Consider the following 20,052-nt stretch of genomic DNA (forward strand, 5'->3'; position numbering starts at 1 on the left):
GGTGGATTTCAGGGATCTCGACCGCCAGGCGATGAAGGCGGCCGACGAAGTGATCAGCCAGGTCCGCCCGGAACACCTGCGCCTGCCGACCCCCTGCGCGGACTGGACGCTGCACGGCCTGCTGAGGCACCTGGTGAGCGAGGACACGGCGTTCGCGGCGGCGACGACAGCGGGAACCGAGTGGTCCGATGTGGACTGGAACGCGGGCAGGCTGGGCGATGACCCGGTCGCGGACTACAGGGAAGCAGCGGCGGGATACGTGGCGGCCTTCGAACCGGACGAGGTGCTCGACCGCCCGATGCGCATCAACGTCTTCGGGATAGTCCGAGGCGCGACAGCGGTGTCGATGCACCTGGTGGACACAGTGGTGCACGCGTGGGACGTGGCGAGGACGATCGGAGTCCCCTACCAGCCCGACGAGTACCTGACGGCGACGACACTGAAAGTGATGCGCCGCTTCCCGCCACAACGGCCGACCGCGGCCTTCGACGTGGTGATCCCAGCACAGGACGACGCGAGCGAACTGGACAAGCTGGTCGCGTACGTGGGCAGGGACCCGAACTGGAAGTGAGTCGCAGAGGTCCTGGGGGTCCGCTGTCGGCTCGCGAAAGAAGCGGTACCGGGGCCATACTGTTCGCCACCCGAACAGTGGAGGCTGCCGTGGCTGACGTCCCCGCGAAACACGACCGGATCACCTGGCAGGAATGGGTCGGCGTAGGGGCGGGGATAGCAGCGGTGGTCGTCAGCTTCCTGCCGTGGTTCCGCCTGGCGGAGCCAACAGCGGCAGAACTACGAGCACAGGGATCGGCGACCTGGATCCCGGTGTGGCAAGGCAACTTCCTGGCGTGGTTCCCGACAGTGCTGCTGCTGGCCGTGAGTGTCCTGCTGCTGTGGCAACGATTCGGCAAGCCAGTGCAGATGCTGTCCGCACTGTGGCTGACGCTCGCGATGCTGGCGCTGGTGATGATCCTGCTCCGCTGGGTGACACTGCCGACCACGATCGCCAGCGGATTCGGCCTGTACCTGGGGATCCTGATGGCGGTCGGATCGGGCGCCGCGGCATTCCTGGCGTTCCGGGAGCAGCAAGCCAGGTAGCGGGGTCGCCGAGACTGCGCTGGGAAGTAGCTCGCGCCGAGAGCGGAACCAGGCTTGATGCGCGGCCAGCGTGTCAGCACGCTGTGGTCTTCGGCATGTAGCGCCAGCGAGTGACGCCGCCCCTTGTGCTGTCAGCACAAGGGGCGGCTTCGGGGGTGGTTCCCTTCCGGATGGCCTGGGCGAAGCCGGACCAGACGTGTCCAGAGAGGTCCGCCTACGCAACTCCCGGGCATGAGCGGCGGTCATACGGACCTCTCGACGCGTGTGGTTGCCTCCGGCAGGCCATATGGAAGGGGTCCGACCGCGCCCACTCCGCCCCGGAGATCTCGAGCTGACGAGGGGAGTGCGGCGCACTCGTTCTTGGTTCCCCTGTCGGTGGTCTGCCTCCCGCGAGGGAACTGTCTTTCACCACCTGTGCCCTGTGCTGTCGTCTCCTAGTATGTCGGGCGTTTCGGGGTGTGGTGACTGACCAAGACGCGGTGTCCTTGCACGGAACAAGCTGGTCCCTCGCCGGGAGGCAGACCTCTGGGCATGCGGCTGTGTTCCGTGTTCCTGTCTCGTGCTCGGGATCTTGGGGTGTTTTTCGGGCAGGAGCACCCCCGAAGTCCTTCTCTGCGCTTGCGCGCTCGGGGCCGGTCTGTGTGCTTGCGTGCTCGCCGTTGTGGTTGGTCTGCGGTTGCGCGCTTGCCGGTTGTGGGGCTGGTTCTGCGGTTGTGCGCTGGCCGGTCGCGGCCTTGCACCTTGCGCGTGCGGATGCGGGCTGGTCCGCGCATTTACGCGAACCGCCGTGGCTGGTTTCCGTGCCTGCGCGCAAGTCGGGCGCCTAACCAAGCCACGGTGCGCGAAGGCGACCGGTCACAAGACTCTTGAAGCCGCCCTTACACCTATACAAACAGTCCCCCACCCAACCCGGGGGGCGTCCCTGCTCCAGTCTAACGGGGTAACGGGTGGTCGAGGGGGTTACTGGTCGGTTGTGGACAACCGGATTTGCCGGTGGTTCCTTGCTTGCGATGTGTCAGGGTTTGCCGGAGATCACGCGGCTCAAGGCGGAGAAGAAGATCTCGTTGATCTTCGTTGGGTCCGCTGTGCTGAATGTCTGGCCGCCTGTCGCCCTTGACATCGCGTTCAGCTCCTCGACGTCGACGTCCGGGCCGATGCCGATGAACACGATCGGCAGCGGGCGGTTCGGGTCCTGCATCTTGCCCAGTTCCGCGAGCAGCGCCTCGCGGTTGATGCCCCTGCCGTCGTCGTCGTTCTTCCCGTCGGTCAGGATCAGCACGAGGTTCAGCCGCCCGGGTTCCCAGTTCTGGCGGGCTGACGTGTACGCCGCGAGCGCTGTGTCGTAGAGCCCTGTGCGGCCGGTCGGGGTTGCTTTGATGCCCCGCAGTTTGTCCAGTGCTCCGTTCGGCAGCGACTCCGTCAGGGGGAGCACCGGCAGCACTTCGCGGTAGTCCTTGTCGCCGTCGAGTTCCGCCGAGAAGACCCAGATCCCGAGTTTGGTCCTCGGGTTCATCAGCTTGATCCCGCCTTCGGACGCCTCCAGCGTGACCTGCATCCTTGTCTTCCCCGAGCCGGGGATCACGCCGTTCATCGAGCCCGACACGTCGAGGACCGCTTGGATCCGTGACGCTTTGCTGATGCCCGCCCACGTGTTCAGCACCTGGTCCAGTTGGGCGGTTCCCGGTGCGGCCACCGGGTTGAGCTTGCGCACGATCGTCCTGTTGTCCGACGGCGGATACCCCGGCACGCGGCCGTCCGGGAAGCGCAAGCCGTTGCTGGACAGGACATCGCGGACGTTCTGCGACAGCAGCGCGGTGCGGAACTTCGCTGCCGCCACGGCGACGTTGTCCGGCGACGGCAGCACTGCGTACGGGTAGTCCAGCGACGGTGCCGCTGGTTCCGCGTAGACCGCGACGAGTTGTTCGTCCTTGCGCTTGGCGTTGTTGTCCAGCAGTGCCCGTTCTGACGTCGGGAAGGCGTTGATCGGGGGACCCGCCGCCGTCGTGCCGGTCTTGGCGAACAGTTCGGACGAGCCGGAGGCCGCGTTGGGGGACAGCTTGCGCAGCACAGCCACGTTGTTGGCGGCGGGGTCGGAGGTCAGCGCGGTCACGGAGCGCACGGCGATCAGCGCCGAGACGCCCACCGCGTCGGCTGACGGGTCCACCATGCCCACGTTCAGGTCCGCGCCCCCCGCACCGATCACGTCCGACCAGTTGAGTTGCTTCTCCGGCCAGTTGCGTTGCTTCGCCGCCGGTTCGGCCAGCGCCATCACCACGGGTGAGCTCGCGATCGACGAACCGCTTTCGGGAACCTGCGCCGCGCCTTTCTCCCGCGCCCGGCGCAGCCAGACCGAGGAGTCCGGGATCCACACCGTCGGCGGGTTCACCGGGTTGGGCGCCGAGAGCTGGTCCGCGGTGTGGGCCGGGTCGCTGACGATCATCTCCACGCGGTAGCACGTGTTCTCGTCGCTGGGGTTCAGGCCGCGCGCGACTTGGTCGACCACCGGGGCGATGTCCGGCGCCGCGACCACGTTCAGCACGGCCGGGTCGGCACACTTCGCGGTCGACGTGTCACGCAGCCGGTCGACTGTGAACCACGCGATCCCGGCGACGAGGGCGCCGACGACCGCGAGGACCAGCGTCAAGGTCAATTTGCGCCGGTTGCGTCGTTCGATGTCGTGCCGGCCCATCTTTCCTACCCCTCACGGTGTCGCCGGCATTTCCGGCCAATCACTTCGGCTCCCCTGGAATGTACTGCCTCGAATGGCGCCGACGAATACGCCGAGTGCAGTAACACGGGGTTCCGTCAATAATTGTCGTTCTGCGAGGGTTGATCGTTATCAATTGAACCGCTGTCCCGGCGACAAAACCAGTTGCCGCCGGGAGTGGCGTCACAATTCGTAGCCTTATGAGTACAAGGCATCAACATCGGAGGAGAAGTCGGCCATGATGACCGACCGCTTCAGCTTCAGCGACGGCGTCAGGTGGCCGGTCTCCGGGCTGAACTCGGTCGTCAGGATCCGGAACCTGCGCACCGACTCGGCCTTCGACACCGCCAGGTTGCCGTCGTCCACCGCGCGCTGGATCTCGGCGTTGAGCTCGGCGTCGTCGACCAGGTCGGCCACGGTCGCCGACGCGGGCTTGCCCGTCGTGCTCTTCCAGTACGTGAAGTAGTCCGGCTCGATGGTGATCAGTGCCGCGATGTAGCTCTTGCCGTCACCGACCACCATGGCCTGGCCGACCAGCGGGTGCGCGGCGATCCGGTCCTCGATCACGGCGGGCGCGACGTTCTTGCCGCCGCTGGTCACCAGGATCTCCTTCTTGCGCCCGGTGATCTTCAGGAAGCCCTCGTCGTCCAGTTCGCCGAGGTCACCGGTGGCGAACCAGCCGTCGTCGTCCAGCGCGGCCTTGGTGGCGTCCTCGTTCTGCCAGTAGCCGGGGAAGACCTGGCCGCCCTTGATCTGGATCTCGCCGTCCTCGGCGATCCGCACGGCCGTGTTGGGCAGCGGGTGGCCGACTGTGCCCGGCTTGAACTTGTCCGGCGAGTTCACGGTGGCCGCGGCGCACGTCTCGGTCAGGCCGTAACCCTCGAACACGACCAGGCCGACACCGCGGAAGAAGTGCGTCAGCCGCAGGCCGAGGGCCGCGCCGCCGGAGATCGCGTACTTGGCGTTGCCGCCGAGCGCGGCGCGCAGCTTCGAGTAGACCAGCTTGTCGAACAGGGCGTGCTTGAGCTTCAGCCCGAGCCCGGCCTTGCCGTCGGCCTCGCTGTACGCGATGGCCACGGCCGCGGCGGCGTCGAAGATCTTGCCCTTGCCGCCGGAGTGGGCCTTCTGCCGGGCGCCGTTGTAGACCTTCTCCAGCACGTACGGCACCGACAGGATGAACGTCGGCTTGAACGTGGCCAGGTCCTCGGTGACCTTCTTGATGTCCGCGGTGTGCCCGAGGCGGGTCCGCGCCATGATCGTGCCGACTTCCACCATCCGGCCGAAGACGTGCGCGAGCGGCAGGAACAGCAGCGTCGACGTGTCACCCGGGCCCAGGCCCTTGAACACCGGCGCCAGCATCTCCACGACGTTGCCGCCCTCGGAGTGGAAGTTGGCGTGGGTGAGCACGCAGCCCTTCGGGCGGCCCGTCGTCCCCGAGGTGTAGATCAGCGTGGCGGTGTCGGAGGCCTTGACGGCTTTGCGACGGTCGTCGACCGCTTCGTCGGTCTCGTTCGCGCCCGCCGCGACGACCTCGTCTACCGCGCCTTTCTCGATGTTCCACACCTGCTTGAGCGCCGGGGTGTTCGCGCGGACGCTCTCCACCTTGGCCTGCAGCGCGTCGTTCTCGGCGACCACCGCGACCGCGCCGGAGTCCGACAGGATCCACTGGATCTGCTCGTCCGACGACGTCACGTAGATCGGCACGGGCACGCCGCCCGCCGCCCAGATGGCGAAGTCGAACAGGGTCCACTCGTACCGCGTGGCGGCCAGGATCGCGACCCGGTCACCGGCGCCGACGCCGGAGCCGATCAGGCCCTTGGCGACCGCGATCACCTCGTCCTTGAACTGGGCCGCGGTCACGTCCTTCCAGGTCCCACCCATGTTGCGGCTGATGGTGACGGTGTCCGGCGCCTCTGCCGCGTTGGTGTAGATGAGGTCGGCCAGTCCACCGCCGTAGGGCTCCACCAAGGGGGCGACTGCGATCTCGCGCATACCTCACTCCTCCGACCTGCTACTACACGGTAACCAGGGTGACATAGTGCCTTCCCGTATGGGGATCGGCCAGACCTCGCTGCCGAATCGGTACTTTCCGGGCACTCCGTCACCGTGGACCTACCGAACGGTAACCTACCGTGAGTATGAGTAGACGTTTCCTGCGTCACACCGAAATGCGCCGCCGGAATTTCGCTGAGAATTTTTTCAGCTCACAGTGATCTCACCCGAGTCGCGGAAGACGCGTGCGATCTCGGTCCGGTCCGCGCCCGCGGAGACCAGAACGTGCAACAGAACACGTGCTTTGAAGGGGTCGAGGAAACCGGCGTTGATGAGGCCCCTTGACAACAGGTCCTGCTCGGATCCCGGATATCCGTAGGTGCGGGTGAGCACCGGCCCGGAACTCGTCCTTGAAGCCAGCACGACCGGCTTCACCTCGGCGAGTTCGGCCAGCAGCGGCACCAGCCGGGACGGCACGTGCCCGCCGCCGAACCCGGCGATCACCAGGCCGTCGGTGTGCTCGGCGAACGGGCGCAACCAGTCGCCGTCGTCGCCGAGCGCCGCGTGCACCATGCCGATCGACGTGTCCGGCAGCCTCGGGTCACGCGGCAGCGGCTCGTACGGTCGCGGACGTGAAAGCAGAACGAGTTCTTGTTCGACGATCCGGCCGATCGGCGCGGCGTTCGGAGACGTGAACGCGCCCGTGCTGGTGCTGTGCGACTTGCGCACGTACCGCGCCGCGTGCACCTCGTCGGACATGACGACGACCGTGCCGAGCCCGCGGGCCTGCGGATCAGCCGCGACGACCATGGCCGCCAGCAGGTTCGCCGGCCCGTCCGGGCCCGCCTGCTGCGGGTGGCGCATCGCGCCGGTCATCACGATCGGGACGTCCCCGCCGACGGTGCGGTCCAGGAAGTAGGACGACTCCTCGATGGTGTCAGTGCCCTGCGTCACAACGACGCCGGTCGCGCCTGCGGTGATCTCCGCCTCGATCCTCGTGGCGAGCGCGGCCAGGTCGACGAAGCCGATGTCCGGGCTCGGCACCTGCCTGAAGTCGTGCGTGACCAGGTCGATCTCCAGTTCGGGCAGCGTGGCCAGCAGGTCGGCGGCGTCCAGTTTCGGCACCACCGCGCCGGACGCGCTCGCCGAAGTCATCGCGATCGTCCCGCCGAGGGTCAGCATCGACAGCTTGGGTTTGTCGGTCACGGCCGGGACTTTATGCCGTGGCCCGGCGGTTGCATCGATTCATGAGACGGAAAACGCTTCTCACACTGGTGACAGTGTTCGGACTGGTGGCGTCGCCCGCGGTGTCCGCTGTGGCGTCCCCCGGCCAGCCTGGGGGCTGGGAAGGCACGTGGACCACCTCCGCGCAGAAACCCAACGACGGCTTCGCCCCGAACTGGTCACTGACGGGTTTCGCCAACCAGACGGTCCGCCAGGTCGTGCGGGTCAGCCAGGGCGGTGCGGCGATCCGCATCCAGTTCAGCAACAAGTACGGCACCTCCCCGCTGGCCATCGCGGGCGCCACGGTCGGCCGCGCGAGGCCGGGCGCCGCGGTGGATTCGTTACGCCCCTTGACTTTCAACCACCGCGAACACGCCGTGATCCCGCCGGGTGGTCAGCTCGCCAGCGACCTGGCGTTCCTGCCGGTGCGGCCGCTGGAGGAGCTGTCGGTCACGCTGTACTTCGCCAGGCCGACCGGCCCGGTGACGTACCACTTCGCGTCGGTGTCCACCACGTATCGGGCCTCCGGTGACCACCGCGCCGACCGCGACGGCAAGGCGTTCACCGAGAACTCGGCGTCCTGGTACGTGCTCTCGGGCGTGCAGGTTCTCGACCCGGACCCGCGCCGTGACGTCGTCGTCGCGTTCGGCGACTCGATCACCGACGGGGTCGGTGCCGAGCAGGACGCGGACAACCGCTACCCGGACGAACTCGCCGAGCGGGTCCGCGGCCGGTTCGGTGTGCTGAACCAGGGCATCGGCGGCAACCAGGTGCTGTTCGACACGGACCTCGCCGGTGACGCCGCGACCAAGCGGCTCAAGGCCGACGTGCTCGACCAGCCGCGTGTGCGGACGGTGATCATCCTGGAGGGCATCAACGACATCGGCATCTCCGACGCCTCGTTCCCCGGCATCCCGCCGAGGCCGCACGTGACCGCGGAGCAGCTGATCGCGGGCCACAAGGAACTCGTCCGCCAGGCTCGTGCCAAGGGCGTGCGGGTCATCGGCGCGACGCTGCTGCCGTACAAGGGCGCCGCGTACTACACCGAGCGCGGCGAGAAGGTCCGTGACGCGGTGAACACGTGGATCCGTTCGTCCGGTTTGTACGACGCGGTCGTCGACTACGACAAGGTGATGGCCGACCCGAAGGACGCGGACTCGCTCAACCCGGCGTACGACTCCGGGGACAAGCTGCACCCCAACGGCGCTGGTTATCGGGCTATGGCCGCCGCGATCGATCTGGGGAGCTTGTAATACTGCCCGCATGACTCAGGTTGCTGTGATCACCGGGGCCGGTTCGGGAATCGGCCGGGCTGTCGCCATCGACCTGCTTGGCGCCGGGTACACGGTTGTTCTGGCAGGCAGGCGCGAGGACAAGCTGCAGGAGACCGCTTCCCTCGGCAACGGCCCGGCGCTGGCCGTCCCCACCGACGTGGCCGACCCGGACTCTGTCCGAGCGTTGTTCGGGCAGGTCCGGGATCGGTACGGCCGCGTCGACGTGCTGTTCAACAACGCGGGGCTGAGCATCTCCGGGTCGGTGGCCGAGCTGTCGGTGCAGGACTGGCGGCACGTCATCGACGTCAACCTGACCGGGTCGTTCCTGTGCGCGCAGGAGGCGTTCAAGCTCATGCGCGACCAGGCCCCGCAGGGCGGCCGGATCATCAACAACGGCTCGATCTCCGCGCACAGCCCCCGCCCGAGCACCCCGGCGTACGCCGCGTCGAAGCACGCGATCACCGGGCTGACCAAGTCGATCTCGCTGGACGGCAGGCCGTACCGGATCGCGTGTGGACAGATCGACATCGGCAACGCCACCACCGAGATGTCCCACGTCTTCGCCAGCGGGGTGCCGCAGGCCAACGGGACCATCGCGCCCGAGCCGACCTTCGACGTCCGGCACGTGGCCGCGGCCGTCCGCCAGATGGCGGGCCTGCCGCTGGACACCAACGTCCAGTTCATGACGATCATGGCAACCACCATGCCGTTCGTCGGCCGGGGCTGATTCCCGGGGGTGACGGTCGTCAGGGGTCAAGTCGCGATGCGCGACACTTAAAACCGGCGCCGGGTGTTCCTAGCGTTGGAGCATGGAAACACGCTTCGACAAGGTGAGCTACCGGTACGGCTCGGTACCCGCGCTCACCGACGTCAGCTTCACTGTCCCTAGTGGACAGACAGTGGCCTTGCTCGGCGCCAACGGCGCGGGCAAGTCCACCGCGGTGGACCTGCTGCTCGGCCTGAAACGGCCACGCAGCGGGTCGGTCACCGTACTCGGCGGATCCCCGCACGACGCCGTGGCCGCGGGCAGGGTCGGTGCGTTGCTGCAAAGCGGCGGCCTGCCAACGGATTCGACCGTGCAAGAGATCATCAGCCTGGCGACCGGCCTGTACGGCAAACGCCGGACCGCCGCGGAACTCCTCGATCTCGCCGGTCTGCTGGACGTCAAACGACGCAAGGTCGACGCGTTGTCCGGTGGGCAGAAGCAGCGAGTCCGGTTCGCCGTGGCGATGGCGGGCAAACCCGAACTGCTGTTCCTCGACGAGCCCACGGTCGCGCTGGACTTCAAGGCGCGCAGGCAGTTCTGGCGTTCGGTCAAGGAACTGGGCAACACGGTCATGTTCGCCACGCACTACCTCGACGAGGCCGACGAGTACGCCGACCGCGTGATCGTGATCGACAAGGGCCACGTCATCGCCGACGGATCACCCGCGCAGGTCAAGGGCGACAAGAGCCTGGAGAACGCGCTGGTCGCGCTGACCGAGGGGGCGCAATGATCGCGTACACGAAGTTCGAGGTGCTGCGCACCCTGCACAACGTCCGGTACCTGGTCTTCGTCGTGCTGATGCCGGTGGTGTTCGAGATCATCTGGGGCAAACAGGGCACGGGAGTCACCGCGGCGATGGCCGTGTACGCGGCGACCGGCGCCGGACTGCTGGGCAGCGGCAACACCATCGCCGAAGACCGCGGCAGCGGCTGGCTGCGGCAGTTGCGGGTCACGCCGTTGTCCGACCGGGCCTGGCTGGTCGGCAAGATCGTGCAGGGGGTGCTGACAGTGATCCCCGGGGTGCTGCTGGTCAGCGTGGTCGGCGCGATCACCACGACCGTGCAGCGCTGGCCGTTGCTGGTGGCGGTGACCGTGGCCGGTTCGTTGCCGTTCGTCCTTGTCGGGGTGTTCGCCGGGACCTTGTTCCGTGGCAAGACGGCGGTCATGGCGCTGTCGGTCGTGTTCTTCGCGTTGATGTTCGTCGGCGGCGTGATCGGCGGCGAGACGATCTGGTCGCTCGCCCCGACCCACAGCCTGATGACGCTGGGTGCGGGTGCGTTGGGAATCCAGCCGTTCGATGCAGTACCGATGCTCAACCTGGGCGCGTGGACCGTGGTCGCGGCCGCGGCGGTGTTGCTGCGGTGGCGCCGCGCGTGACAATGGTCGGTGTGGACGTGACCGACGACCAAGTCCGGGTGTGGTGGAACCGGCGCAAGTGGACGCGTTACATCGCCATGTACGTGTCGATCATCGCGTCCGCGGTGTTCTACTTCCGTGGCAAGCCGCCGGTCTGGGAGGCCGTTGTCGTCATGGCAGCCGCGCTTGTCCTGACGGTGCTCGGTATGCGGACCACGTTCGAAACACCGATCCTGTTGCTGCGTAAGTTGCCGTTCTGGCCGTCCTACGTGTTGCTGCTGGTGCTGTGCGCGGGGTTGCCCGTGTTCGCGGGGATGGAGTGGGCGTCCAGCTCCATCTGGGCCAGCGCCGCCACCGGCTGGATCGGCGGCCGGTGGATGTTCGCGCGGCTGGTCATGGTCAGCGCCGTGCTCGCGGGCATCGCCGCGATCCAGGGCATGCAGTGGGTGCTGGTCGCCTGGCTGGTGCTGGTCGGGCTGATGGTCGGCTTCTTCAGCAGCCAGGCCCGGCAGCAGTTCGAGCTGTTCACCGAACTGCGCGACAGCCGCAGGGAACGGGCCAGGCTCGCGGTCGCCGAGGAACGTGACCGGATCGCCCGCGACCTGCACGACCTGGTCGGCCACAGCCTGTCGGTGATCGCGGTGAAGACCGAACTGGCCCGTCGCCTGGTCGCGATCGACACCGCCAAGGCCGAGCAGGAGCTCGCCGACATCGACACGGTTGTGCGCCGTGCGCTGGCCGAAGTGCGCCAGGCGGTCACCAACTACCGGCAGCCGACCCTGGCGGGCGAGCTGGCCTCGGCCCGGCGAGCCGCGGCGTCGGCGGGTATCGACTGCCGTGTCGAATCGCCCGAGTCGTGGTCGCTGCCCGCGCCGGTGGACGGCGCGCTGGCGTGGACCGTGCGCGAAGGCGTGACCAACGTGCTGCGGCACAGCCAGGCGACCCGCTGCACGATCACACTGTCTATTGAGGACGTCTGCGCGGTGGTCGAGATCGTCGACGACGGCGTCGGGCCGGGCGAGGACAGCCGGGGCAACGGCCTGGTCGGGCTGGCCGAGCGCGCACAGGCACTCGGCGGCACCATGGATTCAGGTCCGCGCGAGGACAGAGGCTTCTACATCCGAGTACGGGTACCCGCATGATCACGTTGTTGCTGGCAGAGGACCAGACCATGTTCCGCGGCGCGATGGCCGCGTTGCTCGACCTCGAACCGGACCTCGAAGTGGTCGTGCAGCTCGGCCGGGGTGACGAGGTCGTCGGCGCGGCGGAGGCGTTCGAACCCGACGTGGCGTTGCTGGACATCGAGATGCCGGGGATCGACGGCCTGGAGGCGGCGCGGCTGCTGCGCAAGCGCGTGCCCACGACCAAGGTGATGATCCTGACGACGTTCGGCCGTCCCGGCTACCTGCACGCGGCGATCTCGGCCGGAGTGGCCGGGTTCCTGATCAAGGACGCGCCGGTGACCGAACTGGCCGTGGCGATCCGGAAAGTCGCCGCCGGGCAGCGGGTGGTGGACCCGGGGCTGGCACTGGCCGCGCTGAGCGAGGGCGCGAGCCCTTTGACGCCGAGGGAAACCGAGATCCTCGCGGCGTCACGCGGCCACGGCACGATCGCGGAGATGGCCCGCGGCCTGCACCTTTCGCCGGGAACCGTGCGCAACCACCTGTCCGCGGCGATCCAGAAACTCGGTGCGCGCACCCGCGCCGAAGCAGTCGAGACAGCCGAGGCCAAAGGCTGGCTCCCCAAACCCTCGTGAGTGTTTGGTCCGGTTCTAACCGGCCGAAACACTCACGAGGTGACCAGGGTGGCGAGCAGGTTCTGGTCGGCCGCGGACAAGTGCCTGCCGTAGTAGTCGTAGAGCGCCTGCCGGGCCAGTTGCGCGGCCAGCGAGCCGTCACGGTCTCGGATTGCTTGCAGGACATCGGAATGGTGCTTCAGGTAGGCGCGCATCAACGCCTGCTGATCGGTCGCGTTGGCGAGGCTGTCGGCGATCGAGTCGAGCACGACACCTCTGACGACGTTGCTGCACACCACGATCAGCGTGTTCTGCGTCGCGCGGGCGACAGCGTCGTGGAACGCCACGTCCGCGTCGCTGAACGCCGCGTGCCCAGTCGCGTCCGCCATGGCCCGCAACGCCGCTTCCATCTCGCTGAGCTGGGCGTCGGTCCGTAACCGCGCGGCCAGCTGGTACGCGGAGCCTTCCATCAGCATCCGGAACTGCAGCAACTCCGCCAGCGACATGGATTCCGCGCGCACCAGCCTGGACATCGACTTGCGCAGCGTCTTCGGCGACGCGGGCAGCACCTCGGGGCCACGCGGATCGCCCGCGCGGGACTGGACCATCCCGTTGCTCTGCAACACCCGCAGCGCCTCGCGCACGGTCGACCGGCTGACCCCGAACTGGGTCATCAGGTCCCGCTCACTGGGCAGCCGGGAACCGGGCTTGAGCCTGCCCGCGAACACGGCCTCCTCGATCTGCTCGACCACTCGTTCGTACGCCCTGACCGGGCTGACCGGCTCGAACATCGGGACCGCCCCTCTTGACCGATGCGGCAGGGAGTGCAAGTCTACTGGTCAGACCAGCGTACTAGGTAGGTGGAGCCAGTGCGGATGTTCGGCGCGACGCTCGTATTCGCGCTGCTGGCTGCCGTGACGGCGTGCTCGGCCGGGTCGTCGGTGTCGGTGCCCGCGGACCCGGACGCGATCTCGATCGGGTTCACCGCGGAGCCCGCGAACCTGGACTTCACCAGGACCGACGGTGCCGCGATCCCGCAGGCGTTGCTGTACAACGTCTACGAGGGCCTGGTGAAACTCGACGCGGGCGGGAAGATCGTGCCGCTGCTGGCTCGCGAGTGGACAGTCAGCGGGGATCGCCGGACGTACGACTTCCAGCTGCGCGAAGGTGTCAAGTTCGGCAACGGTCAACCGTTCACCGCCGCGGACGTGAAGTTCTCCATCGACCGGGTGAAGACCGAGTGGACCATCTCGCTGAAGTCCAAGATGGACGTCGTGGAGCGGGTGGACGTGGTCGGCCCGGCGCACGCCAGGGTGGTGCTGAAACGGCCGAGCAACAACTGGCTGTTCGACATGACCACCCGGGTCGGCGCGATGTTCAGCCCGTCCGGTGTCGCCGACCTGGCCGGCAACCCGGTCGGCACCGGGCCGTACGCCTTCGCGACGCGCAAGCGCGGCGACTCGATCGTGCTGCGCGCCAACCCGTCCTACTGGGGCCGGAAACCGACGTACACCACGGTGTACCTGAAGTACTACAAGGATCCGACCGCGCTGAACAACGCACTGCTCAGCAACGGGATCGACGTGATCTCCGCGATCACCACCCCCGACTCGATCGGCCAGTTCGAGACCGACACGCGGTTCACCGTGCTCCAGGGCACCACGAACTCCGAGGTCACGCTGTCGTTCAACAACGCGAAGGTGCCACTGAACGACAAGCGGGTCCGCCAGGCCCTGATGTACGCGATCGACCGCAAGGCCGTGATGGCAACGGCCGCCGCCGGTCGGGGCACCCTGATCGGCAGCATGGTCCCGCCGACCGACCCCTGGTACGAGGACCTCACACGGGTCTATCCGCACGACCCGGGGCGGGCGAAAGCGCTGCTCGCCGAGGCGGGACAGCCGAACCTCCGGCTCCGGCTGCGGGTGGCGAACCTGCCGTACGCGGTGTCGTCCGCGCAGGTCGTGGCCTCGCAGCTGGCCGATGTCGGCGTGAACGTCAGCATCGAGCCGCTGGACTTCCCAGCGGTCTGGCTCAAGCAGGTGTTCACCGACCACGACTTCGACATGTCGATCATCCAGCACGTCGAGGCCCGCGACATCGTCACGTTCGGCAACCCCAAGTACTACTGGGGATACGACAACCCGAAGGTGAAGTCCCTGCTGGCGGGCGCCGACACCGGCACGCCCGAGCAGCAGGTCGCGGCGATGCGCGAGGTCGCGCGGACGATCGCCGACGACGCGGCGGCCGGCTGGCTGTTCCTGTTCCCCAACTTGATCGCGGCCAAGACGAAGGTCACCGGGTTGTCCGGCAACCTGGTCAGCGAGTCGTTCGACCTGACCGGACTGGGGCGCCGATGATCCTCGCCATCGCCCGCCGGGCCGCGATCTTCGTGGTGAGTGGTGCCGTCGCGTCGGTCGCCGTGTTCCTGTTCATGGCGGTCCTGCCCGGCGACCCCGCGCAGGTCGCGCTGGGGATCAACGCCACGCCCGAGCTGATCGCCAGGACCAGGGCCGAGTTCGGCACCGACCGTCCACTCGCGACCCAGTACTTCGACTGGATCGGCGGTGTGCTGACCGGCGACTTCGGCCGTTCGTACGTCACCAGGGACCTGATCGGGCCGCAGCTGGCCGACCGGCTCGGTGTGACGTTGTGGCTCGTCGGCACGGCGATGGTGATCGCGCTGGTGATCGCGGTTCCGCTGGGTTCGTTCGCGGCCGTGCGGCACCGCAAGCTCAGCGGCACAGTCATCTCGGGCGTGTCCCAGTTGGGCGTGGCGGTGCCCGCGTTCCTGGCCGGAATCCTTTTGGTACAGGTGTTCGCGGTGCAGTGGCGGTTGCTGCCGTCCGGTGGCTGGACGCCGCCCGATCAGGACTTCGGCGGGTTCCTGCGTGGCCTCACCCTGCCCGCGCTGGCGTTGGGCCTGGTGCAAGGCGCTGTGCTCACGCGGTATGTGCGGTCCGCTGTGCTGGACACGTTGCGCGAGGACTACTTGCGTACTGCGCGTGCCAAAGGCCTCAGGCCCGGCCAAGCCTTGGTACGGCACGGTTTGCGCAACGCCGCCGTCCCGGTGGTGACTGTGCTGGGGTTGCAGCTCACGACGTTGCTGATCGGCGCTGTCGTGGTCGAGCGGGTGTTCGTGCTCCCGGGCTTGGGGAGCATGTTGCTGGACTCGGTCGCTGCGCGTGACCTGCTGACCGTGCAAGGCATCGTGCTGGTGCTGGTGATCGCCGCATTGCTGGTGAACTTCCTGGTCGACCTGCTGTACACGGTCATCGACCCACGGCTGCGGAGGTCGTGATGACGACTGCGACGAAACGCCGTACGCCCACGTTGACCGTGGGCGCGATCCTGATCGGCCTGGTGGTCCTGCTCGCGCTGGTGTCGTTCATCTGGACGCCATACGACCCGACCCGGGTCGACGCGGCTGTGAGGCTGCTCGGGCCGACCGGCGACTACCTGTTCGGTACGGACAAGTTCGGCCGTGACCTGGTCAGCCAGATCATGGTCGGCGCACAGACAACGCTGTACGTCGGTGTCGTCGCGGTCGGTGTGGCCGCGCTGATCGGCACGCCGCTGGGCATCCTCGCCGCGATGAGCCCACGCTGGTTCGGCGAGTTCATCATGCGTGTCAACGACTTGGTGCTCGCGTTCCCCGCGTTGCTGCTGGCGATCATGTTCGGTGCGGTGTTCGGGGCGAGCACGTGGACGGCGATGGTCGCGATCGGTATCGCGACTGTGCCCTCATTCGCCCGGATCGCCAGGTCCGGGACATTGCAGGTGATGAGCACCGAATACGTGCTCGCGGCCCGGGCGGCCGGTCGGTCGCGGTTCGCGATCGCGCGCAGGCACGTCCTGCCGAACATCGCCGGTCTGCTGATCGTGCAGAGCTCGGTGTCGTTCGCCATCGCGGTCCTCGCCGAAGCGGCCCTGTCGTTCCTCGGGTTCGGCACGCGTCCGCCCACGCCGTCGTGGGGCCGGATGTTGCAGGAATCCCAGGAGCTCCTTGCCGTGCAGCCACGGCTGGCGATCGTTCCCGGCATCGCGATCGCGATCGCCGTCCTCGGGTTCAACCTGCTCGGCGACGGTCTGCGTGACCGGCTCGACCCGCGATTGGCAGGCCGCCGATGACTGTGCTGGCTGTGCGGGACCTGAGCGTCTCGGTGGGGGACACCGAACTGGTCAAGGACGTGTCCCTGGAGATCGGCGCGGGGGAGCGGGTCGGGCTGATCGGCGAGTCCGGCTCGGGCAAGTCGCTCACCGCGTCGGCGGTGATGGGCCTGCTGTCCGAGGAACTCGACGTCTCCGGTTCGGTGGAACTCGACAGCAGGCAACTGCTCGGCATGCCGGAACGGGAGCTGTCCCGGTTGCGCGGCCGTGCGATGAGCATGGTTTTCCAGGAGCCGATGACCGCGCTGAACCCGTCCATGCAGGTGGGCAAGCAGGTCGCGGAGGTCATGCGGCTGCACCGGACTCACCAGGACCCGAAGGCCGCGGCCGTCGAGCTGCTCGACCGGGTTCGCCTGCCGGACCCGCGACGGGCCGCGAAGGCGTATCCCCATCAGCTTTCCGGTGGTCAACGGCAACGCGTGATGCTGGCGATCGCGTTGGCGAACAACCCGTCGCTGCTGATCTGCGACGAACCGACGACCGCGTTGGACGTGACGGTCCAGGCACAGATCCTGGACTTGATCCTGGCGAACACGCGGGAATCCGCGCTGCTGTTCATCACGCACGACCTGGCCGTGGTCGCGACGGTGTGCGAGCGCGTGCTTGTCATGTACGACGGGCAGATCGTGGAATCAGGCATGGTGCGTGACGTCTTCACCGCGCCGGAACACCGCTACACCCAGCAGTTGCTGGCGTCGTCGGACCTCGAAGTCACCGACGAGAACGGCCGGCTCCGGACGGTGTCCCATGATTGAGGTCCGTGACCTGCGCCGGACCTACCGGGGACGGCTCGGCCGCCCGCCGGTGGAAGCGTTGCGCGGCGTCTCGTTCGACGTCGCCGCCGGGCAGCGGTTCGGCATCGTCGGCGAGTCCGGCTCCGGCAAGTCCACTCTGGTCCGGATGCTGGCCGCGCTCGACACGCCGACCGGCGGGACGATTTCTTTCCGTGGCACCAGGATCGACGGGGTCGCGGAGCGGAAGCTGAAGTTCCTGCGTGACGAGTTGCAGATCGTGTTCCAGGACCCGATGGGCTCGCTCGATCCGCGGATGCGCGTTCGCGACATCATCTGCGAGCCGCTGAAACGGCGGGACGACGAACGCCTCGCCGAACTGCTGGACGCGGTCGGACTGCCGCAGGAGGCGGCTTCCCGTTACCCGCACCAGTTCTCCGGCGGGCAGCGGCAGCGGATCTCGATCGCCCGTGCGCTCGCGCCGAACCCGAAGGTGCTCATCGCCGACGAGCCGGTGAGCGCGTTGGACGTGTCGGTCCGCGCGCAGATCCTGAACCTGTTGGCGGACTTGGTGGAACGCTACGAGCTCACGCTGGTGTTCGTTTCGCACGACCTGTCCGTGGTACGGCACGTGTGCGACACGGTCGCGGTGATGCGTCGCGGTGAGATCGTCGAACTCGGTGACGTCGAACAGGTCTACCGGCACCCGTCGCACGAGTACACGCGTGAACTGATCGCCGCCGCGCCGACTCTGCGGACCGCGCTGGCCCGTTTCCAGGAAGGATGAGCATGTTCCAGCCGCCGTATCCGCCTGGGCTGCCGATCGGCCCGGACTGGGTACCCACGCCCAGCACGACCCCGGTGCACTTCCCGTACGACGGGTCGGAGGTCGCGCAGGCGCCTGTCGGAACAGTGGATCTCGCGCGCCGGGCCATCGACGAGGCCGTTGCGGTCAAGAAGGCCGCTGCGGCGCTGTCGTCCCGTGCCCGCAGGCAGATCCTGACCACGGCAGCGGACGCGATCGCCGCGCGGCGGGAGGAGTTCGAGCAGCTCCTGGTCGCGGAAACCGGCAAACCGCTGGTGGACTGCCGGGTGGAAGTCGCGCGCACGATCGTTACGTTGCAGGCGTCCGCCGAGGAAGTCGCCCGGCTGCACGGCGAAACCGTGCCGCTCGACCTGCTGCCCTCCGGCGACGGCATGATCGGGTACTGGACCCGGAGCCCGATCGGTGTGGTCGTGGGAATCGCGGGCTTCAACTACCCGCTTCTGCTGGCGTCGCACAAGATCGCGCCCGCTGTCGCGGCCGGGTGCCCGGTCGTGTGCAAGCCCGCTCCGGCGACGCCGTTGGCGACGCTGTGGCTGGTCGACGTGTTCCGCAAGGCAGCGGTCGACGCGGGCGCGCCTGCCGCGCTGGTCCAGTTGGTCACCGGGGACGTCGAGGTCGGCTCGGCTTTGGTGACCGACCGGCGGATCGGCGCGGTGTCGTTCACCGGCTCGTCCGCGGTCGGCCACCAGATCGCGCGGGACGCGGCGCCGACCAAGACTTTGCTCGAGCTCGGCTCCAACGCGGCGATGGTCGTCGCGGCCGACGCCGATCTGGACGCGGCCGTGGATGCCGCGCTGCGCGGTGGTTTCTACGCGTCCGGTCAGGCGTGCATCTCGGTCCAGCGGTTGATCGTGCAGGAATCCGTCGCGGCGGAGTTCGCCTCGAAACTGACCGACCGGCTGGGCGAGGTCGTGACCGGTGACCCGCGTGACGAGAAGACCCGCGTGTCGGCGTTGATCGACTTCCGGTCCACGCGGCGCGTCCTTGATTGGATCGACGCGGCTGTGTCCGCCGGGGCGCGGGTGGCCGGCGGCGGTGGCGTGGACGGTGGTGTGATCCGGCCGACGGTGCTCGCCGACGTGCCGTCCGGTGTTTCCTGCTGGGACGACGAGATCTTCGGGCCGGTCGTGTGCCTGCGCGCGGTGTCCACTGTGGAAGAAGCGTTCGACTTGGTGAACGACTCCCGTTACGGGCTGAACGCCTCGGTGTTCACGCGTTCGCTGGCCACCACCCACAAGGCGATCGAGGAACTGGAGGTCGGTGCGGTCGTGGTGAACGAAGTGCCGGGTTTCCGGTCGGACACGATGCCGTACGGCGGTGTGAAGGACTCCGGGATCGGCAGGGAAGGCCCGAGGTTCGCCATCGAGGAGCTGACCGTGACCAGGATGGCGGTGATCCGGCCGTCATGACCGACTACACCAAGCTGTTCAGACTGGACGGCCGCAACGCTGTCGTGATCGGCGCGGGCAGTGGGATCGGCCGTGAGTCCGCGCTGGCTCTTGCCGCACACGGCGCGTCGGTGACGTGCGCCGACCTGAACATCGAGGCCGCACAGGAAACAGCGTCGATGATCGACGCTGATGCCTACGAGCTCGACATCCTCGACCCGCAAGCCGTCAGCGAAGCCGCTACGGCACTCGGCGAAGTCGATGTGCTCGTGCTGACCGCGGCGATGAACGTCCGCAAGCGCTTGCTCGACTACAGCAAGGCGGAGTTCGAGCGCGTGGTGGCGTTGAACCTCGGTGCGAGCTTCGACGTGGTGCGGGCGTTCGGCGCGCACATGGTCGACCGCGGCCGGGGCAGCGTCATCGGGTTCTCGTCGATCAGGGGAACCACGGTCGAACCGGGCCAAGGTGTCTACGCGGCCACCAAAGCGGGTCTGGTGCAGCTGTTCCGCACGGCCGCCGCCGAGTTCGGCCCGGCCGGTGTCCGGGTCAACGCGATCGCGCCCGGTGTCGTGGAAACCCCGCTGACCGCCCAGATCAAGTCCGACCCCGGCTGGTACCAGGCGTACGCGGACAAGGGCGCCCTCGGCCGCTGGGCGCAACCGTCGGAAATGGCCGGTGCCGTGGTGTACCTGGCTTCGGACGCGGCCAGTTTCGTGACCGGTGCCGTGATCGCCGTCGACGGCGGCTGGACCGCGGTCGACGGCCGCTTCAACCCGCCTGCGTGAAGG

The 20,052-nt window shown here is 67.9% G+C and carries 19 protein-coding genes; 15 read left to right on the top strand and 4 right to left on the bottom strand.

Going from position 1 to position 20,052, the window contains the following annotated elements:
* Position 1: 1 nt before the first annotated feature.
* Together AOZ06_RS03515 and AOZ06_RS03520 are read left to right on the top strand one after the other, a co-directional pair.
* Complete coding sequence (locus AOZ06_RS03515; protein WP_063809952.1) at positions 2–571, top strand: TIGR03086 family metal-binding protein; 570 nt, start codon at positions 2–4, stop codon at positions 569–571.
* 89 nt (positions 572–660) lie between these two features.
* A complete protein-coding gene (locus tag AOZ06_RS03520) occupies positions 661–1,095 on the top strand; it encodes a hypothetical protein (protein ID WP_054288086.1) in 435 nt (144 codons plus the stop codon).
* Between the two features lie 1,015 nt (positions 1,096–2,110).
* Here the strand turns inward: AOZ06_RS03520 and AOZ06_RS03525 are convergent.
* The 3 genes from AOZ06_RS03525 to AOZ06_RS03535 all read right to left on the bottom strand — a co-directional run bounded on the left by AOZ06_RS03525 (position 2,111) and on the right by AOZ06_RS03535 (position 7,000).
* On the bottom strand, positions 2,111–3,784 hold the full coding sequence (locus tag AOZ06_RS03525) for a substrate-binding and VWA domain-containing protein (RefSeq protein WP_054288087.1): 1,674 nt from the start codon (positions 3,782–3,784) through the stop codon (positions 2,111–2,113).
* Positions 3,785–4,000: 216 nt separating this feature from the next.
* Positions 4,001–5,794 carry an AMP-dependent synthetase/ligase gene (locus AOZ06_RS03530; RefSeq protein WP_054288088.1) on the bottom strand — a complete coding sequence of 598 codons (1,794 nt, stop codon included), beginning with the start codon at positions 5,792–5,794 and terminating at the stop codon, positions 4,001–4,003.
* A 207-nt stretch (positions 5,795–6,001) separates the two neighbouring features.
* Complete coding sequence (locus tag AOZ06_RS03535; RefSeq protein WP_054288089.1) at positions 6,002–7,000, bottom strand: asparaginase; 999 nt, start codon at positions 6,998–7,000, stop codon at positions 6,002–6,004.
* 74 nt (positions 7,001–7,074) lie between these two features.
* On the opposite strand from AOZ06_RS03535, the gene AOZ06_RS03540 reads away from it, so the two are divergent.
* The 6 genes from AOZ06_RS03540 (at position 7,075) to AOZ06_RS03565 (ending at position 12,170) form a co-directional block, all read left to right on the top strand.
* Positions 7,075–8,271, top strand: a complete 1,197-nt coding sequence (locus AOZ06_RS03540) for an SGNH/GDSL hydrolase family protein (protein ID WP_236952059.1) — start codon at positions 7,075–7,077, stop codon at positions 8,269–8,271.
* A gap of 10 nt (positions 8,272–8,281) precedes the next feature.
* Positions 8,282–9,019: an SDR family oxidoreductase gene (locus AOZ06_RS03545; RefSeq protein ID WP_054288091.1), complete on the top strand. Its 738-nt coding sequence runs from the start codon at positions 8,282–8,284 to the stop codon at positions 9,017–9,019.
* 82 nt (positions 9,020–9,101) lie between these two features.
* Positions 9,102–9,788, top strand: a complete 687-nt coding sequence (locus AOZ06_RS03550; protein WP_054288092.1) for an ABC transporter ATP-binding protein — start codon at positions 9,102–9,104, stop codon at positions 9,786–9,788.
* The gene (locus AOZ06_RS03555; protein ID WP_054288093.1) at positions 9,785–10,435 is read left to right on the top strand and encodes an ABC transporter permease; all 651 of its coding nucleotides are present in this window, start codon (positions 9,785–9,787) and stop codon (positions 10,433–10,435) included. The genes AOZ06_RS03550 and AOZ06_RS03555 overlap by 4 nt, the downstream gene beginning before the upstream one ends.
* Positions 10,436–10,452: 17 nt before the next feature.
* Positions 10,453–11,556: a sensor histidine kinase gene (locus tag AOZ06_RS03560; RefSeq protein ID WP_169798840.1), complete on the top strand. Its 1,104-nt coding sequence runs from the start codon at positions 10,453–10,455 to the stop codon at positions 11,554–11,556.
* Entirely contained in the window at positions 11,553–12,170 is a 618-nt protein-coding gene (locus AOZ06_RS03565) for a response regulator transcription factor (RefSeq protein ID WP_054288095.1), read from the top strand. The genes AOZ06_RS03560 and AOZ06_RS03565 overlap by 4 nt, the downstream gene beginning before the upstream one ends.
* Before the next feature lie 32 nt (positions 12,171–12,202).
* On the opposite strand, the gene AOZ06_RS03570 is transcribed toward AOZ06_RS03565, so the two are convergent.
* Complete coding sequence (locus tag AOZ06_RS03570) at positions 12,203–12,940, bottom strand: FadR/GntR family transcriptional regulator (protein WP_054288096.1); 738 nt, start codon at positions 12,938–12,940, stop codon at positions 12,203–12,205.
* Between the two features lie 84 nt (positions 12,941–13,024).
* Here AOZ06_RS03570 and AOZ06_RS03575 point away from each other — a divergent pair, with 84 nt between their 5' ends.
* Genes AOZ06_RS03575 through AOZ06_RS03605 form a run of 7 tightly spaced genes read left to right on the top strand, consistent with a single transcriptional unit; the run spans position 13,025 to position 20,049 of the window.
* Entirely contained in the window at positions 13,025–14,509 is a 1,485-nt protein-coding gene (locus tag AOZ06_RS03575) for an ABC transporter substrate-binding protein (RefSeq protein ID WP_054288097.1), read from the top strand.
* Positions 14,506–15,450, top strand: coding sequence for an ABC transporter permease (locus AOZ06_RS03580; protein WP_054288098.1), 945 nt, complete (start codon positions 14,506–14,508; stop codon positions 15,448–15,450). Before AOZ06_RS03575 ends, AOZ06_RS03580 begins: the two co-directional genes overlap by 4 nt.
* Positions 15,450–16,280 (top strand): ABC transporter permease, encoded by an 831-nt coding sequence (locus tag AOZ06_RS03585; RefSeq protein ID WP_054288099.1) that lies wholly within the window; start codon positions 15,450–15,452, stop codon positions 16,278–16,280. Before AOZ06_RS03580 ends, AOZ06_RS03585 begins: the two co-directional genes overlap by 1 nt.
* Positions 16,277–17,074, top strand: a complete 798-nt coding sequence (locus AOZ06_RS03590; protein WP_054288100.1) for an ABC transporter ATP-binding protein — start codon at positions 16,277–16,279, stop codon at positions 17,072–17,074. The genes AOZ06_RS03585 and AOZ06_RS03590 overlap by 4 nt, the downstream gene beginning before the upstream one ends.
* Entirely contained in the window at positions 17,067–17,837 is a 771-nt protein-coding gene (locus tag AOZ06_RS03595) for an ATP-binding cassette domain-containing protein (protein ID WP_054288101.1), read from the top strand. Before AOZ06_RS03590 ends, AOZ06_RS03595 begins: the two co-directional genes overlap by 8 nt.
* A gap of 2 nt (positions 17,838–17,839) precedes the next feature.
* Entirely contained in the window at positions 17,840–19,285 is a 1,446-nt protein-coding gene (locus AOZ06_RS03600) for an aldehyde dehydrogenase family protein (protein ID WP_054288102.1), read from the top strand.
* The gene (locus AOZ06_RS03605) at positions 19,282–20,049 is read left to right on the top strand and encodes an SDR family NAD(P)-dependent oxidoreductase (RefSeq protein ID WP_054288103.1); all 768 of its coding nucleotides are present in this window, start codon (positions 19,282–19,284) and stop codon (positions 20,047–20,049) included. The genes AOZ06_RS03600 and AOZ06_RS03605 overlap by 4 nt, the downstream gene beginning before the upstream one ends.
* The last annotated feature ends 3 nt before the right edge of the window (positions 20,050–20,052 follow it).

Origin of the sequence: Kibdelosporangium phytohabitans (assembly GCF_001302585.1) — a bacterium.
In the GTDB taxonomy this organism is placed as follows: domain Bacteria; phylum Actinomycetota; class Actinomycetes; order Mycobacteriales; family Pseudonocardiaceae; genus Kibdelosporangium; species Kibdelosporangium phytohabitans.

Bases quoted from the DNA above. Each gene is read 5' to 3' on its own strand.
- AOZ06_RS03525 (WP_054288087.1), bottom strand. From the start codon at position 3,784: ATGGGCCGGCACGACATCGAACGACGCAACCGGCGCAAATTGACCTTG.
- AOZ06_RS03530 (WP_054288088.1), bottom strand. From the start codon at position 5,794: ATGCGCGAGATCGCAGTCGCCCCCTTGGTGGAGCCCTACGGCGGTGGA.
- AOZ06_RS03545 (WP_054288091.1), top strand. From the start codon at position 8,282: ATGACTCAGGTTGCTGTGATCACCGGGGCCGGTTCGGGAATCGGCCGG.
- AOZ06_RS03550 (WP_054288092.1), top strand. From the start codon at position 9,102: ATGGAAACACGCTTCGACAAGGTGAGCTACCGGTACGGCTCGGTACCC.
- AOZ06_RS03555 (WP_054288093.1), top strand. From the start codon at position 9,785: ATGATCGCGTACACGAAGTTCGAGGTGCTGCGCACCCTGCACAACGTC.
- AOZ06_RS03565 (WP_054288095.1), top strand. From the start codon at position 11,553: ATGATCACGTTGTTGCTGGCAGAGGACCAGACCATGTTCCGCGGCGCG.
- AOZ06_RS03570 (WP_054288096.1), bottom strand. From the start codon at position 12,940: ATGTTCGAGCCGGTCAGCCCGGTCAGGGCGTACGAACGAGTGGTCGAG.
- AOZ06_RS03575 (WP_054288097.1), top strand. From the start codon at position 13,025: ATGTTCGGCGCGACGCTCGTATTCGCGCTGCTGGCTGCCGTGACGGCG.
- AOZ06_RS03580 (WP_054288098.1), top strand. From the start codon at position 14,506: ATGATCCTCGCCATCGCCCGCCGGGCCGCGATCTTCGTGGTGAGTGGT.
- AOZ06_RS03585 (WP_054288099.1), top strand. From the start codon at position 15,450: ATGACGACTGCGACGAAACGCCGTACGCCCACGTTGACCGTGGGCGCG.
- AOZ06_RS03590 (WP_054288100.1), top strand. From the start codon at position 16,277: ATGACTGTGCTGGCTGTGCGGGACCTGAGCGTCTCGGTGGGGGACACC.
- AOZ06_RS03595 (WP_054288101.1), top strand. From the start codon at position 17,067: ATGATTGAGGTCCGTGACCTGCGCCGGACCTACCGGGGACGGCTCGGC.
- AOZ06_RS03600 (WP_054288102.1), top strand. From the start codon at position 17,840: ATGTTCCAGCCGCCGTATCCGCCTGGGCTGCCGATCGGCCCGGACTGG.
- AOZ06_RS03605 (WP_054288103.1), top strand. From the start codon at position 19,282: ATGACCGACTACACCAAGCTGTTCAGACTGGACGGCCGCAACGCTGTC.